Source organism: Mycobacterium sp. NPDC048908 (genome assembly GCF_043197955.1).
Classification (GTDB): domain Bacteria; phylum Actinomycetota; class Actinomycetes; order Mycobacteriales; family Mycobacteriaceae; genus Mycobacterium.
Genome location: NZ_JBICUE010000002.1, coordinates 58,603 through 73,948, shown reverse-complemented (window position 1 = coordinate 73,948; position 15,346 = coordinate 58,603). Strand labels below are relative to the sequence as shown.

At 67.4% G+C, this 15,346-nt stretch carries 9 protein-coding genes; 2 read left to right on the top strand and 7 right to left on the bottom strand.

All coding sequences use genetic code 11. From position 1 onward, the window contains the following. The 6 genes from ACGFK1_RS04925 to ACGFK1_RS04900 are packed head-to-tail and all read right to left on the bottom strand — an operon-like array spanning position 1 to position 10,819. Entirely contained in the window at positions 1–2,655 is a 2,655-nt protein-coding gene (locus ACGFK1_RS04925; protein WP_393426525.1) for a hypothetical protein, read from the bottom strand. A gap of 2 nt (positions 2,656–2,657) precedes the next feature. Beyond that, positions 2,658–6,203, bottom strand: coding sequence for a tubulin-like doman-containing protein (locus ACGFK1_RS04920; protein WP_393426522.1), 3,546 nt, complete (start codon positions 6,201–6,203; stop codon positions 2,658–2,660). Then, on the bottom strand, positions 6,204–8,870 hold the full coding sequence (locus tag ACGFK1_RS04915; RefSeq protein WP_393426519.1) for a VWA domain-containing protein: 2,667 nt from the start codon (positions 8,868–8,870) through the stop codon (positions 6,204–6,206). It lies immediately after the preceding gene. After that, positions 8,871–9,386 (bottom strand): hypothetical protein, encoded by a 516-nt coding sequence (locus tag ACGFK1_RS04910; protein WP_393426516.1) that lies wholly within the window; start codon positions 9,384–9,386, stop codon positions 8,871–8,873. Between the two features lie 5 nt (positions 9,387–9,391). Beyond that, entirely contained in the window at positions 9,392–10,057 is a 666-nt protein-coding gene (locus ACGFK1_RS04905) for a DUF4190 domain-containing protein (RefSeq protein WP_393426513.1), read from the bottom strand. Between the two features lie 57 nt (positions 10,058–10,114). Then, positions 10,115–10,819 carry a DUF4190 domain-containing protein gene (locus ACGFK1_RS04900; RefSeq protein ID WP_393426510.1) on the bottom strand — a complete coding sequence of 235 codons (705 nt, stop codon included), beginning with the start codon at positions 10,817–10,819 and terminating at the stop codon, positions 10,115–10,117. A 316-nt stretch (positions 10,820–11,135) separates the two neighbouring features. Between ACGFK1_RS04900 and aqpZ the strand changes: the two genes are divergently transcribed. Continuing rightward, positions 11,136–12,023: an aquaporin Z gene (gene aqpZ, locus ACGFK1_RS04895; RefSeq protein WP_393426507.1), complete on the top strand. Its 888-nt coding sequence runs from the start codon at positions 11,136–11,138 to the stop codon at positions 12,021–12,023. A gap of 73 nt (positions 12,024–12,096) precedes the next feature. Here aqpZ and ACGFK1_RS04890 read toward each other — a convergent pair whose 3' ends face one another. Then, positions 12,097–13,455 carry an alpha/beta hydrolase-fold protein gene (locus ACGFK1_RS04890; RefSeq protein WP_393426504.1) on the bottom strand — a complete coding sequence of 453 codons (1,359 nt, stop codon included), beginning with the start codon at positions 13,453–13,455 and terminating at the stop codon, positions 12,097–12,099. A gap of 559 nt (positions 13,456–14,014) precedes the next feature. Between ACGFK1_RS04890 and ACGFK1_RS04885 the strand changes: the two genes are divergently transcribed. After that, entirely contained in the window at positions 14,015–15,334 is a 1,320-nt protein-coding gene (locus tag ACGFK1_RS04885) for a hypothetical protein (protein ID WP_393426501.1), read from the top strand. Positions 15,335–15,346: the final 12 nt, after the last annotated feature.

Below are 15,346 nucleotides of genomic sequence, written 5' to 3'. Positions count from 1 at the left end.
CTAGAACACCATGTCCTGACGCGGCGGGACGTCACGGCGCTCCCGCGCGCTGGGCACTGTCGCGTCCTTTTCACCGTCGGATGCCGCGGTGACACCGGGTGCAAACAGCGCAAAGTCGTAGGGAGGCAATCCATCACTGGCCTGCACCACCACGGCGCGATATCCCAAGCCGGAGCGCGCCACCGCGGCCTCGTCGACCGCGACGCTCGAGCGGCCCGCTGTCGTGGCGGTGTGGGTGAACAGCGCCGCGTCGAACGGGGCCGCCCGCCCGTCGCCGTGCTCCGTGATGCCCGCGCCGAATTGCCGAGCAGGCACATGCCGGTCGTCGCCCGGTAACAGGACCGTGCCGGTGAGCGCGCCAGCGACGTCGCCGCGCCCGTCGGCGAACATCTGCTCGACTCGCCCCCACAGTGCGTCGGCGCCGGTGGGCTGGACTTGCCCGGAAGCGACCGCATACGACCATTGGTCCAGCCCGGAATGCGTGCCGATGCCCGGCATCCGGAACAGCATCTCCGGTTCCTCACGCAGCCGTGCGGCCACTTCGTTGATCATGTCCTGCCACGGCTGGGTCAGCCAGCCAAATGCGTAGAGGCGCCGCTGAATCGCATGCGCGGCGTCGGCGGCCTGCCGCTCGTCGGGGTCGGCGACACCGAGTTGCGTCGAGCGGGGCAGGCCGTCGAAGATCCGGCCGGGTGACGGCCGCGCCGCCGGCGCGGGCCCGAACGGCGCCCGCAGCACCGCGCCCAGCACCCGGCACCACGACAGCAGCTGTCCATACGCGGTAGACAACCTGCTGACATCCTGCAGCGCCGCCCGCAGGTTGGCCTGCATGGTCTCCAGCTCACCCAGCTGAGACTGTCGTAAGTGCGTCTCGGCGAACAGATCCCGCTGCGAGAACAAGAACAACGCCAGCGACGACAGGATGTACAAGCCGAGCATCACGCCGCCCGTCCACAGCGCGAACGGCCAGCGCACCCATCCCGCGGCGGTGATCCCGGCGAGCACGAGGAACACCAGAACGAGTGCCCAGAAGCATGTCTTGAGGATGACGCCGATCGCCCGCTGGCGAGCCTGCAGTCGCTCGTCGGCCGACACCCGGGTGGCGGCCCGCTGGATCTCACCCGCCAATTGGGCGACCTCACCGCGGGCCCGGTGGAGAAAGTCCGCAAGGATGGAACCGACCTGCCAGGCATAGCTTTTCGACACGAACCGGTGCCAGTCTTCCAACGCGGTGCCCGCAGTACGCGCCTCGACCCCGGCCGCGGGGTCGGAATAGGCGCGCTGCAGCCGCTCCCGCAGGTCGGCGACGCCGAGCACATCGGCGGGTTCCACCGAGCTGAGCCCGATGACGGCGGACAGCGACGTGGGGATCGACGAAAACGATTCAGTGGCACTGGGAACCACGTCAGAGGCGGCGGCGAGCACCCCCACGCCCGAACCCACCGGCACCGGCTCCAACCCCGCAGCGCGACGGCCGCCGTCGGCCAGCGTCAGCGCCCCGGCAACGAAATCCATCCACAGCGCGCTCAGGTCGCGCTGCGCAAGATGTTGCGGCGGCTCCCCGCCCAGCGCGGTGTTCAGCGTGTCGGCGCTTCGACCCACGTGCTGCCAGTTGGCCACCTCGGTATTGGTCACCACCGCGAAAGCGGAGTCTCTGCCGCCGAACACCGTGCCCTGCACCGTGCTGGCCAACACCGACGACACCGAACCCGTCACCGCCGACCACCACGCGCCCGGCGCCTGCCGCAGTGCCGCGCCCATGAACTTCAAGAACATCCGCAATGCGGCCCAGATCGAAATTGCTTGAGCACCAACATCACCCACCGACAGCCGCGGACCGCGGAGCAGGTCGCGGTGCTTGGTCCACAACGCCCTGGCCATGGTCTGCGTGGCGCCGACGACGTTCTCCACGTAGACGACGGGCACCTCGCCGCCGCGGGGCAGCGGAAGCCGTCCCGAGGGGTCGAACAGCTCGGCGCGCAGGCGCTCTTCGACCTCGCTGCTGTCCAGTCGCCGGTAGAACGCCCGCACCGCGCGCACAGTCTGCCCGGGCAGGATCTCCAACGTGTCGAACGGGGTCTGCTCCAATCCCGCCCACAAGCCGGCGATCCCGGCGATCACCGGTGCGGCGCGTTGCGCGAATTCGAGGGGATCGGTGAGGGGGCCGCTCGGCACCGCGCCCAGGCCGGGTGCCGCCGAATCCTCGGGTGCGACAAGCAGGTTGTGCCATCCCTCGAGCACCATCGTCGAATCCGGGTCCGCCCCTGCGGCGTCTCCACGGGTCAGCAGGACACGCAGCAGGCTGATGCGCGCGCCCATCGAACTGCTGCGCACAATCTGCTCCACCGTCTGTTCGACCGCGAGGGGCACGCGGTCAACGGACCGCGCCTCGACGGGCACCAGGATGACCACGCGGATCCGCGGGTAGCGCTCGGCGGTGAGCAATTGTTGCAACACCGCCGGTTCGGCGCGGCCGTCGCGCAACACGGTGGCCGGGGTGGACGCGCCCCCGACGTCGGCGGCATCGACCCACGCGAACACGGCAAGCAGTTCGACAGCGGAGTAATCGGCCAAGACGGCGAAAATCTCCTCCGTTCCGGCGTGCGGAGCGACCAACACCGTCAGCGCCTGCTGCGAACTGCTCGGCATCGACATGGTCAGAACGTGCCGCCCTCCGGGATCACCACAGGCCCGTCGTCGAGATGGCCGGTCCCGGCGGTCGCCGCGCCCCGCTCCAGCGCCGCGGCCTCGCGCTGCAACAACCGGGCGAGCGCTTCGGTGGCCCAGAACACGTCAGGTGCGAGGTCGCGGAAGATCGGCGTCTTCGACGCCGTCGACCGTGTCGGGATCGACGTGAACACTCCGCCTGGGGCCGCACCAGGCATGTCCCCCGGCAGATACTGTGCGGCGACGTCGCGCACATTCGTCAACCACTCCTGCGCCGCCGCGGCGCGCTCCTCGGGACTGCGGGCCGCGGCGATCGTCTCGATTCGCGGCGTCACGCCGGGCGCGGCAGAGCTGCCGGTGAGGAAGTCGCGCAGCACGTCACTGGCCGACAACTCGACGATGCCGCTGGCCGGGTCCTGCGAATGGGCGTCGTAGAGTTCTCGCAGCACGCCGTAGGGCCGCAGCGTATGCATCACCGGCGGCTCGTGCGATTGCGCGATCGCGAGCAGGATGCTCTCCAGCACTGCGGGCAGCCAGTCGTAGGTGGCGATGAAAGCCGACGGCGGGGTCAGCAGCGGGTTGGGAAAATTCAGCCAGTGCCCGGCATCCGCGTCGTAGATGCGCACCGCGTCGGTGTACGGCGACTCGGGGATGTGGATCCGGCCGACGATCTGCCCGAGCAACCATCCCGCGGTCATCGCGCGGCGCTCGTCGTCGGTCATCGGCAGCGACGCCGGCAGGGGTCGTGCGCGCCGATAGCGCCAGAACGTCCCCCGGCCCGGCCCCGCGATCCGGGCCCACTGCTGGGCAGCGGGCTTGAGCACCGAGTCGAACGCCAGCGGCGAGTAGTTGGGGTAGGACCCGAAGATGTCCACCCGGGTCACGCTGTCCTCGTCCGACAGCGACCGGTGGTAGTTGTCCTTGGTGGCCTGGTCGATACGCGGATTGGTGCGCAGCACGTCGAACAGCGCTTCGGCGACGGGCTGGCCGGCGAAAGGCACCTCGGAGAACTTGTAGCGGTACTCCGTCTGCTGGCCGGGATGCACCCGCTGCAGCGCTTCGTCGTTCACGCTGGCCAGCGGTCGAGCCAGCGACAGCGCCTCGGCGAACTTGGTGGTGATGTCCCGGCGGCGCACGACCAATTCCGATTCCGCGGCGCCTGCGCCTTGCACGAAGTCGCGCAGCGACACCTTGCAGAACTCGTCGAAGGACTCCCCGGGCCGACCCACGTACAGCCGGGCCCGGGTCAACAGCTCCGCGGGGCGGGTGTGCACATCGAACTGCGCCATCGAAGGCACCCGGGGCCGACTCGTCTCCGGGTCGGTCCCCAACGCGCGGGTCACCCAGGTCGCGGTGCGTTCAATGAGGCCGCCTGGCGCGGACACCCCGCCGGTGGTACGCCACTGGCCCAGGATCACCTGGGTCGTCGCGTCGTCGATCGCGGTGCGCAGCGGCACCATGGCATTGGCGCCTGCCACGGCCTTGGGCAGATCGAGCTCGTAGCGGCCCTTGAACGCCGACGAGCTGATCAGCAGCACTTCGTTGTTGGCCTCGGCGAACCGTGCGGGCACCAGCTCGTCGGCATCGGCGGGCCAGGCCGCGTACTGGTCGGTGGTCAGCCGCGCAAGCCCGACATCGGTCGGCACTTCCGCGCGCGCCTGCTCCAGCAGCACCATGGCTTCGCCGAGCGCGTCGCGCAGTGGCCGCAGCATCTCCGCGCCCATCACTCTCATCACATCGGCGATGCGCGCGGCGGCGTCGGCGAACAGTTGGCGTCGCACTCCCGCCCGGAACCCGTCCAGCGCCGTGGCTATCACCTGATCGGCGTTGGTCATCACCCCGCGCATCGAGCGCAGCGCGGCATCCACCTGCGGCGGCACCGCGACGATGTCAGGCGGGCCCATCGTCCCCAGCTGCGCCACCCCGGGGGCGAGCACGTCGTCGATGTGACGGCGCAACCGGTCGACCAGTTCCCGGGCATACGGCAGGCCCATCGTCGCGATCGTCCCGCCAACTCCCTGTTCGACCCGCCCGGCGAACTCGCGGTGCCAGCTGAACGCCATTGCGTAGGCAGCGTCGTCGCAGGCCCGCAGGAGTTCGCTGGCCCGGTTACGAAGGGCCTGACGGAATATCGGCACCCACTGCTCGGCGGTCATGCCCTCGGGGTTGGGCAGATACCCGCGCAGCTGCCGGTCGATCAGCCCGTTGACGGTAGCGGCGACGGTGTCCGGGGCGAAGGCGTCGGAGCCGATCCAGCGGCCGAGAATGCCGGTCCTGGTCTGCTCGTCGCCCGGGTTCGCCGGCAGTTGCAGCTCGGCGCAGTGTGCCTGCCACTGGCTGCTCAGCAGCGAATCGAGTTGCTCGGTGCTCGACGCCGGGTTGCCCGCCTGCAGATGCCCGTACAGCAGCTTGTCCACGCAGCTGCGCGCCAGCCGCTGCGCGGCGTACTCGGCGTAGCGGTCGCGGCCCATGCTCAAGCTGGCGAAACCGTAGGTGCCCCAAGGCAATACGTCCCATGCGGAGATGCCCCAACCCAGCAGGTCGCGGTCGCCCTCCGGCGAGGCCGTGTTGCCGAGATCGTAGGAGACGAACTGGTCGCTTGCCGCGCCGCTCATCATCAGCCCCGCGAGACCGCGTGCCAGTCCACGGTAGACGGCCCACTGGGAGCCGTCTCCGAACAGGGTGCGGTCTGCGCCGATGAACCGGCCCACCGGGAACACCCGAGCGAACGGGATCGGCTCGCCTTCGCCGTGCTGATGGCCAAGCGCCCGCATCAGCCGCACGTCGTGCTCCCGCGCCGACCCCGCTTGACTGGCCACGATCTCCCCCAGCATGGCAAGCGAATTGGCGCGCACCCCGACGATGGAGCTCTGTGGAAGCGAATCGAAGATGTCGGGCGTCACCATGAAGACGCCCATCAGTTTCGGGTCCAGACCCGACACCAAGGTCAGCAACCGGCACACGTCCAACGCCATCGACGCGCCCGCCCCGCCTGCCATCGACGACACCACCAGAACCAGCGGCGGCTCGTTGGGGTCGAACTTGCCCATGCCCGGCACGTCGGCGGTGGACATCTGAGAGATCGTCTCGACTCGGAAAAGGGCATCCCACGAGGCCTGCAGGCGGGTGTGGATCTCGGTGGCCTTGCTGAGTGTGATCATCCGCCCGATGGCCCGGTATTGCCCAGCGCCGGCCGAGATCGGGATGGCAACCTCCTGCGGGTTGCGCGGCGCCCAGGTGGCCGTGGTGTCCAACGCCGATTCGGCGGCCAGCCGCTGCGACACTGCCGCGTCGAGGATGGCGTAGCTGCTGCCCTGCGGTCCGCAGCCGATGTAGGTGCCGCCCTGCTCCGGCACGTTGGCCAGCCCCTCAGGGCCCGTCTCGGGCGCGCTCGGCACGTCGATCTGAACGAATTGCCAACCGCCCAGCAGCTTTTCGATGCCCGCGGAGTGCAGTTCGGAGCGCAGCTGATCCATGATGAACGCCAGCGTGGCACCGCCGGAACCACCGCATCCCACGATGAGGAATCGTCGCATTCAGTTTCCTTCCCTGAACGGGTCGAACGGATCTTGGTCATGGGCCTGCGCGCCCTTCGCGGGTTCACCGAACGGCGAAACCGCTTGTCGCGCTTCGTCACCGGAGACAGCCAGCCCGGCTTCAACCGCCCGCAGCCGCAGCCCGTTGAGCAGCTCGGGCAGTCGACGGCCGACGTCTTCGTAGATCCGCTCGCGTGCCGCGACGTCGGTGCGTCCGCCGACCAGCAACAGCACATCGGCGACGTTGGCCGGTCCGCGGGGATCGTGCAGGACCACCCAGTTGTTGTGCACAGCCAGTGGTAGCACAGCGCGCAGTCCGGTGCGGTCGGTTCCGGGCAGCGCCGAACCGACACCGACCAGACCTTCGGCGTCGACGGTGACATAACCGGGGCCGAACGGGCTACGGCCGATGGTCGTGGTCAGCGTGACGCCCTGTAGCGAGACTCGGCGAGCGCCCCCGGCCAGCCCGGGCACCGGCCGGATCAGGTCGGTGTCGGCCAGCGCGAACGGTTGCCCGTCACGCAGCACCACGTCGTTGTTCACCTCGACGGGGATCCGATCGGCCAGCATCGGCGTGTCGGGGATCTTGCTGACCCACCACTTGGCCGCATACAGCAGTGCCAGTGGAATACCCGGACCCAGCAGCAGCGCGGCCAAGAACACAAGCACGAAGTTTGTGGTGTTCAACGGCTTGATCAGCGATGCGACGAACGGAACATCGACGACCTGTGCATCACCCGGGTTGTCAAGCGCCGCAACGTGTATCGGCACGGTTCCAGTCAGCCCGCCGCGCCCGTCGCGGTCGGTGCGCAGCGCTACCGGCAGCTGCCCGGTCTGCCCGGCCTGCACCTTCACGCAATTCTGCGGGGAATTCGCGGTGGAGGACAGCCGCGCGGCACCGATGTCATCGGGCGCGGCCACCACTTTGGCGGCGTCGGTATCGGCCATCCAGGCGCAGCCCGGGCCGGTGATGTTGAGCGACGCGGACGCCCCCTTCGCCGCCTGCACAGTGCCGAAGTCGATCCGCTCGCCCGGGACAGGCAAGCCGAGCTTGGGCAGAATCTGCACGGGGACTTCGACGTCCTGGGGCGACAGCTGGGTGCCGGGGGCGATCTGAGCACCGGACGGGTCGGTGGCCGGCGCGGTGGTGATCACCAGCGACATCCGCAACATCGCGCGCCCGGGATTCACCTTCGTCAGGTCGGCGTCCACCGGCCTGGCGATGTCGTCTTTGGCGATGGATTCAAGCAGCGGGATGGGTGCCGCGCCGTCGGGCGCCAGCGCCGCCGACATCGTCGCGGTGCCTGCAAGATCGGTCGGAAGCATGGGCTTGCCCTGCCCGTCGACGAGACCGAACGTAAGACCCTTCACCACCTGCCCGCTGCGCCACGGGCGTTTGTCGGCGTTGGTGAGCGCCGGAAAAATGTCGGTGGTGATGTGAATGCTGACCCGCGACACCGCGTCGGGGTGCTGGCCCGTGGTGTCGACGTAGACGACCGCCCATTGCCCCGGCCACTGCGGGCCACCGGTGTTCTGCAGCGAAATCGTCTGCGCCGAATCGGATTGCCACTCATATGTCACCGGCACACCGTCGATGTCGGCAGTGTTGCGGCCGTCCTTCTTGGGCAGTTCCAACGTCTTACCGGATGGCGAGATCAGGTACGGCACCACACCGGCCGCTCCGCCCGAACCGAGGATGTTCACAGACTTGATCGAGCGGTCCAACGTGAAGTTGTGCCGCGCCTCCGGGCACACGCGCAATTGGCAGACCGGGCCCTGCCCGGTAGTGGCCGGGTCCGGGTTGAGCGCGTCGAACCCGAACAGCATGTCGTCGATGTTGGACACGGGGTAGAAGTCGCCCGGTATCGGGTCAGTGATGTTCCCGCACGCCATGCCGTTGAGTCCGTGGGCCGTGCTGATCGCCGACATCACGTCGAAGTCGCCGGGAGTCTTATTGGCGCCCAGGCCGATTCCCAGCATGATGATGCCGCTGCTGCGCAACTGGTCGGCGACGCCGCCCGGCCGGCAGATCGACTCCACGGCCCTCCTGGTGGTGTCCTCCACGCCGGTCGGGCTGTCCAGCGTGACGCCGTCGGCGTAAGGCTTGGATGTTGCCCGCGACGTGAAGTCGATCTTGCCGTCGGAGAACCACGCGATCGCCTGGCAGCGCTGTCCGCCGTTGGGCCCCTGCCCGCGTGACGCCAACTCCTGGCGGGCCCCGTCGAGCGCCAGCCAGTAATCGGTGTCGATGCCGCTGTTCTTGCCGGCGATGCTCGACAGCTGCGCACTCACCTGATCGGCGGTGGACGCGGTCAGCTTCGTCCAGTCCTGTTCTCGCGTATACGTGTCCGAGAACCCCGCGGTGGCAACCTCGAGATTCGCGCCGACACGGTCGGCGTATCTGCCCAGCGTCTGCATCAAGTAGCGCGCCGCCTGCACCCTGGCTGCCTGAGGGTCGCTGCCCTGCAGGCTGCTGGACTCGTCGAACAACAGCACCAGATCGCCGACTTTCTGCGACGCCAGACAAGCACCGAACCGCTTCGCGCCGCCACCGGACGGCTCGGCATGCGCGGATGGAGTCGACCAGCCGGCCAGCGCCACGATCGCCAACGCAACGGCGAACAGCAGACCAATCCGCCTGAGCGACAATGGAATTCGCGTAGACATCTACTGCCTGCCCGCCCACAGCGCGATCTGCCAGGCACCCAATGCGATGCCCACCAGACATACGACCAGCACGGCCCAGTACAACCTTGCCGCCCAGCGCGGGGCCGAATAGATCGACTCGCTGCGCCGGCGGGTGTCAATTCGCGTGTAGACCGCCAACGCGCCGATTGCGAGCGGACCCGCGAGCAGCCACCCGGCCAGCGCGGGTGCCAAGACGCCGCCACCGCCGGTGGCGCTGACCACGGCGAGGACCACCCCGGCCGCGGCCATCACCAGCGCCACGCCGAACCACTTCAGCGGCGGCCCGGCGGTCGCCAGCGTCCCCGGCGCGATCGTCTGGCCGAAGGCGTCGCGCTCGGAGGCGTCCTGATGTCGCGCCCGGGTCTTCGGCTGATTGGCCCATGGATCGAAGCCGGTGGAGAAGTCGGGGGCGGGACGCGAACCCGTGCGGGGTGGCGGCGGACCGCCAGAGGACGGGCCGAAGTCGCTGAAATCGAACGGATCCGGTTGACTCATCGGCATCAGTAGGGGTTCAGGCACAGGGCGAAGGAGTGGTCGCGCGGCGCGGCGACGTAGACGGAACGGCAGTCGTAATTGGCGGAGACCCGCGCGGTGACGGTGTACACCCCTTCCTTGTGCGCGCAATCGACCTTGAACAGGTCCAAAGCGTCGTTGCCTTCGTCGCTGCGCAGTTGGATCTCGACGCAGGTACCGACCGGCACGGTGGCGAGGTCGAGCTTGATCCGCGGAATGGTTGGCGGCGGGGCAACGGAGGTCACGGTCGATGGCCGCGGCGGGGCCTGATAAGGGGTGGCGCTCGTCGATGACTGGGCGGCCCCCTGGCCAGGGTTCGAATCACTGGTCAGCCACCAGATGAGGGCGGCGATCAGCACCAGGCACATCAGATAGCCGATCACCAGTCCGACGATCGCGGCGTTGCGTCCGCGCTCACCGGTGCGGCGGATCTGCGGCAGAGCCAGGTGCCCCAACACGACCCCGGCCGGCGGCACCACCACCGCGAAGATCGGCGACAGCACCGCGAAGGTGTTGTAGTCGGTGGACGGCGGTGCTCCGTACGGCGCCCCATGCCTGAGTGGGGTGGTGCTCGGTGGCACGGTTGCGTCTCCGTACGGTGTCCCGAACGGATCGGCCGACGGCGGCTCGAACGGATTACCGCTGGGACGCATGGGAGCACCTCGTCAGCGGCGGGCTATGGGCAGTCAGTGAACACACCCTCATCATCATCAGCCTCGGTAATCCGAGATACAGGCGAATACCGTCTCTCCCCTGTCGAACAGTGTCTGGCCAGGGCATGCGCTGGTCGTCAAGATCTGGTCTACCCGAAATACGCCGTCCCGGACCTCGCAGCGCACCGGAAAAATGAGGATGACGTTGGTGTCGGGCCCTTTCGTGGGGTCGGGCTGCGTCTGCTGGACTTCGACGCAGTCGCCCACCCGAAGCTGCTCCACTCTGACCGTCGGCCGCTGCGCGGGCGGCGGGGTGAAGACAGTGGTCCGTGGAGGTGGCGGCGATGCGCGCGGTGTCGTCGTCGCCGTCGTCGGACCGGGCGATGAAGGGGGCTTGGAGGCGTCGGACATGAGGAGCCAGATCACCAGCGCAATCACCGCCAGCACGATCAGCACGTAGGAGATCGTCAGGCCGATGATCGCGCGTTCACGGCCGCGCTGCCCGCGTCGTTTGATCTGTGAGAGCGCGACATGGCCAAGGACCGCGCCGACGGGGGCGAACACGAACGCGAACACGATTGACAAGGTCGCGAATGTGTTGACCTCACCGGCTGGCCTACCGGGGGCCGGGAACACCGGACCCGTCGTGGGGGGAGCGCCCGGGGTGAGCGGCGGCAGATAGCCCTGCGTGCTCGGCGGACCACCGACCGGGTCAGGACCGAACGGGTCGGGCTGACCGCCGCCGTACCCGCCGTGCGTCATCTTGCTACCCGCCCTGCTCTTGAGGTGCCTTTCGCCACCGATTCCATCACCATCAATGGTGCGCCACCCCAAGAACGAGGGTGCGAAATGCGATCGTGATGCACCTGGGCCGCCCGTTCACCGAAAGTGACCATGCCCGAAATCGTCGCTCTTCCACAGCAGGATTCCCGCACGGGTGAGAGCGTCTCGTCGATAATCTGTAACGGCGGCTAGGTGTTCGGGGGTCTGGCGGGCCGATTATCTGTACGACGCGGCGACCGGCGTGCGGATCACACTGCCGAGCGGCGACACCAATCAACAGCGAAGGCGACCGCACATGATTGCTCCAACCATGTTTCATCGACTGGCAGCGGAGATGCTCGGCACTTTCTGGTTGGTGTTGGGCGGTTGCGGCAGCGCCGTGTTCGCCAGCGCGGTGTTCCTACCCGAGGGTGTTTCGGTAGGGATTGGTTTGCTCGGAGTGGCGCTGGCTTTCGGTCTGACCGTTCTCACCGGTGTCTACGCGTTCGGGACGATCTCCGGCGGACACTTCAACCCCGCGGTCACGCTTGGCGCGGCGCTTGCCAAACGGGTCGAGTGGAAAGCACTGCCGGCCTACTGGACTGTTCAAGTGGTCGGCGGATTACTCGCCGGTCTGGTGATCTACTTCATCGCCAAGGGCAAGCAAGGCTTCACCGCGACCGGGAGCATGGCGGCCAACGGATTCGGTGCGCACTCTCCTGGTGGCTACTCACTGCCGGCGGTCATTCTCACCGAAGTCGTCCTGACGTTTGTGTTCCTGCTCGTCATTTTGGGATCCACAGATGACCGGGCCCCCAAGGGATTCGCGGGGCTCGCCATCGGCCTAACCCTCACCGCGATCCACCTGGTCTCGCTTCCCATCTCCAATACGTCGGTCAACCCGGCGCGGTCGACGGGCGTCGCGTTCTTCAATGGTGACGGCGCCCCCGCGCAGCTCTGGGTGTTCTGGCTCGCACCGCTCGTCGGCGGTGCGATCGCCGGACTTGCATACCCGTACCTGTTCGGCAGGCGGGAGCAACTCGCTGGGCGCCCGGTCCGCGATGACCGGTTGGAGACCGATGACACACGCGGGGACCGACCGGCACAGGCATGGCCTCGACGTGAGGATCCTCAATTTCGTCGGCAGCCACCGCAGCCCCGAGGACCATGGCCACCGCAACCGCCGCCTCGCCAACATCCGTGATCACAGCTGCGCGACTCGGGTGCCAAACGGGTTGAAAGCTCAATGTTGTTGTGATTCTTGACCAGAGGCCACATCACCGGGGCGGAGAAGCGCCCGGCATTGCGACCGGCGGGACCCCGGGTGTGGCAAGCTTTCCGGCCAGCCAGGGTAACGACGCGGCGAACGCCGACGCGGCGGATGAGAAGTCGTGCCTACTGGGATTGGGCACCACTGCGCACTCGATTCCGTGACTGCTGGCCAATTGGCACAAAGTGTTGGCGATAGCGGCATGGTTTTCGGAATTCGGGTCCGCGTCGGGTACGAGAAGCGGACCGGTGTCCGTGGGTGCGCGGTAAACCGCAGGGGTGTCGGCCGACACCGCAAACCAGCCCGAAAGTCCTTTGTAAGTGCCGTGTTTGGCAATTACAGTCCGAGGATCGAAAGCAGCCCAGGCACTCGCGTCCCCGTCGAACAGCCGGGCAATGGTCTGCTCCTTACTGCCGGCATTGGGACCCAGCTGGCCGTCGATGTCAACAAACGCGCCGAATAGCTCCGGATGCATCACGCTCAATGTCAGCGCACAGGTGCCGCCCGCCGACCAGCCGACGATACCCCAGTTGGCTGCCTGCCGGCTGACCCCGAAGTTGGAAATCAGGTACGGCACTACATCTTTGGTGAGGTGATCCGCGGCGTTACCACGTACACCGTTCACGCACTCGGTGTCGTTGCTAAAAGTTCCGCTGTGATCGGGGAACACCAGCACCGGCGCATTGCCGCCGTGCCTCGCCGCGAAATCGACGATCGTGTTTTGGGCATCGCCGGCATACAGCCAGGCGGCCGGATTGCCGAACTCACCACCGATCATCATCACCACCGGCAACGGCGGTGGTGGCGTACTCGCATACCACGCCGGCGGTAGCAGGACGAGTTCGTCGCGGTGTCTGAATCCCGAGCCATGATCGGGAATTCTCACGGACACGATGGTTCGCCAATCCGGCGCCCGGTGCTGCTGCTGTAGCGCAGTGACCGTGGTCTGGTCCGTTTGCCCGGGCAGCGGCGCGCCGGTCAGTCGGTCCCACGCCGTACTTACCGTGGGGAAGTAGCCGACCCACGAATTCACCGTCAGTGCCGTGCAAAGCACACACAGGAGACCCGCCGCGGCGGAAACACCGCGGCGCCACCAGGGGACGCCGCGCCATCCCAGCACGACCGCCACCGCGGCCAGCCCGCTCAACGTGATCCATACCCAAAGGCCGAGCGGGGCCGAATCATCGGCGAGCCCTTGATCATTTATGAACCAAAACACAGCTAGGGACACAGCAGCGCCGACGACAAGCGCCACCGGAACAAAGATCATGCGCCACCGGCGACTTCGCCAGCCGATCGCCACCACCAGCACCACCGCGGTGATCACCTGCACCGTCACCGGTACCCAGCCATGTGTTAGAGACATCCGGTCAGTCCTTCATGATCAAAACGCCTGCGCTACAACGGTCTAACGATTGCCAGCGGCCGCTACTAAACCAGCAGGCGGACTCTTGTCCGGATCGCCAAAACACCGAGACCACTGGCTCCATGGCACCGCGTAGGCAGAGTCAACGGTACGCCGACGAGACTTGACTTTGATCCGTAACCGGCCGTTATTCGCGCGCTGAAAACTTGACAAGTCAATCGTCGCCGCACTCGTGTGGTCGCACGGAAGAGCCTGCCCGGCAGGCAAACTCAGGATGACAGCTTCACCGTAGGTGGCAGGTCCGCGACTTCAACGACTGCGCTGCTCCGTACCGTTCGCCAGAACTGAAAATTCTCGCGGGATCACGTGCCAGGGCGCACTGAGCTGAGTACCGTTTCGCATAGAGGCAGCGCGCGAGTCCACTCCGGATTGACCCGCTCGAAAGTGTCGGCGACGACGGGTAATGCGACGACCAGGCTCGTTAAGAGAGCGCCCCTCGACAGCTGAACACGCCTAGCAATCGTCTGGGGGGCGGGTGGAGATCGTACTCGGTGTGTCGATGACACCCACGAAGGTCAGCATCGCACTCGTTGAGGGCGGCAAGGCCGAGGGTCGCATCATCGAGCAGGACGTCTTCGACATCGCTGCCGCCGACGGCTCGGCATCTCCGAGCGCAGCCGAACACGTGGTCGCCGCGATCCTGGGTACCCAGGAGGGCGCATTCGCCGCCGGCCATCATCTGGTATCGATTGGGTTGACCTGCACGGACCAGGCCGAAGCGGCCGAGTTGCGGCAGGCGTTGATTGCCCACGACGTCGACGATGTGCTTCTGGTCTCGGAACTTCAGGCCGCCGCGGCCGTCGCCCAGAGGATCGGGCGGGCGGTGGGATATGACAAGACCGCACTGATGTTCGTCGAGCGCGACAAGGCCACGCTGGCGATCGTCGACACCGTCGACAGTTCGGTCGTGACGGTTTTGAGCCGAAGTGCGCACGATGGCGATCGCATCGTCGCCGTGGCCGAATTGATCACCGGCCTGCAGGCGCACGATTCGGTTGTCGAGGGCATGGTCGTCGTCTCCGCCGTCGACGTCGGCGCGATCAAAGCACATTTGCAGAACCTTGTCTCGGTGCCGGTCATCGCCGCTGAAGAACCTCAACTGGCGTTGGCGCGCGGCGCCGCGCTGGCGTCGGCGAGTGCGCCGCGCTACGACACCTCGACCATCGGACTGGCCTACTCAAACGATCCCGACGAGACCTGGGTCCACTCGACGAGCCTGGTCGATGTGCCCACCACGTTCCTTGGCCACGCGGACGTGATCACGGACGCAGCGCGCGTCGCATCGGACGCCGACGTGCCCGAACGCCGCAAGCCGTTCCTGCTCGTGGGCGCATCGTTGGCTGCCATTTTCATAGCAGGAATGATGGCATTGACCATCGCAATCGTGGTCAGTGTGCAGCCGACGGCCGAGCAGGATTCGGAAAATGCGGCGCTGCATCCGGGTGCCGCGGCTCCGCAGTTGCGGCCTGCGCCACCCACCCCGTCGCGGCCGGCGCCGGCGCCTGTCCCCCCTGCCGCGGCAGAATCACCTGCGCGCACCACGGTGGCACACCTGATGGAAGTGCCCGCCCCGCCGCCAGAAGTTGTGGTGCACAGCGCGGCCCCGGCTCCCGCCGCGCCGGGCCCAGCCGCGCCCGCCCCAGCCGCGCCACCGCCCGCACCGGCCCCACCGCCGCTGGTTGTGCTTCCGCCGCTGATCAGCCAGTGGCTACCGTCGATCATTCAGCCTCAGTGGCAACCACCACCGCCCTTCATCAACCCAGGACCGAAGGGGCCGCGGCGTGGCCACGGCGGCGGGCATGGCCACGGAGGTGACTAGTTCGCCAGTCCT

Coding starts and splice junctions, on each gene's coding strand:
- ACGFK1_RS04925 (WP_393426525.1), bottom strand. CDS start 2,655: ATGTCGATGCCGAGCAGTTCGCAGCAGGCGCTGACGGTGTTGGTCGCT.
- ACGFK1_RS04920 (WP_393426522.1), bottom strand. CDS start 6,203: ATGCGACGATTCCTCATCGTGGGATGCGGTGGTTCCGGCGGTGCCACG.
- ACGFK1_RS04915 (WP_393426519.1), bottom strand. CDS start 8,870: ATGTCTACGCGAATTCCATTGTCGCTCAGGCGGATTGGTCTGCTGTTC.
- ACGFK1_RS04910 (WP_393426516.1), bottom strand. CDS start 9,386: ATGAGTCAACCGGATCCGTTCGATTTCAGCGACTTCGGCCCGTCCTCT.
- ACGFK1_RS04905 (WP_393426513.1), bottom strand. CDS start 10,057: ATGCGTCCCAGCGGTAATCCGTTCGAGCCGCCGTCGGCCGATCCGTTC.
- ACGFK1_RS04900 (WP_393426510.1), bottom strand. CDS start 10,819: ATGACGCACGGCGGGTACGGCGGCGGTCAGCCCGACCCGTTCGGTCCT.
- aqpZ (WP_393426507.1), top strand. CDS start 11,136: ATGATTGCTCCAACCATGTTTCATCGACTGGCAGCGGAGATGCTCGGC.
- ACGFK1_RS04890 (WP_393426504.1), bottom strand. CDS start 13,455: ATGTCTCTAACACATGGCTGGGTACCGGTGACGGTGCAGGTGATCACC.
- ACGFK1_RS04885 (WP_393426501.1), top strand. CDS start 14,015: ATGACACCCACGAAGGTCAGCATCGCACTCGTTGAGGGCGGCAAGGCC.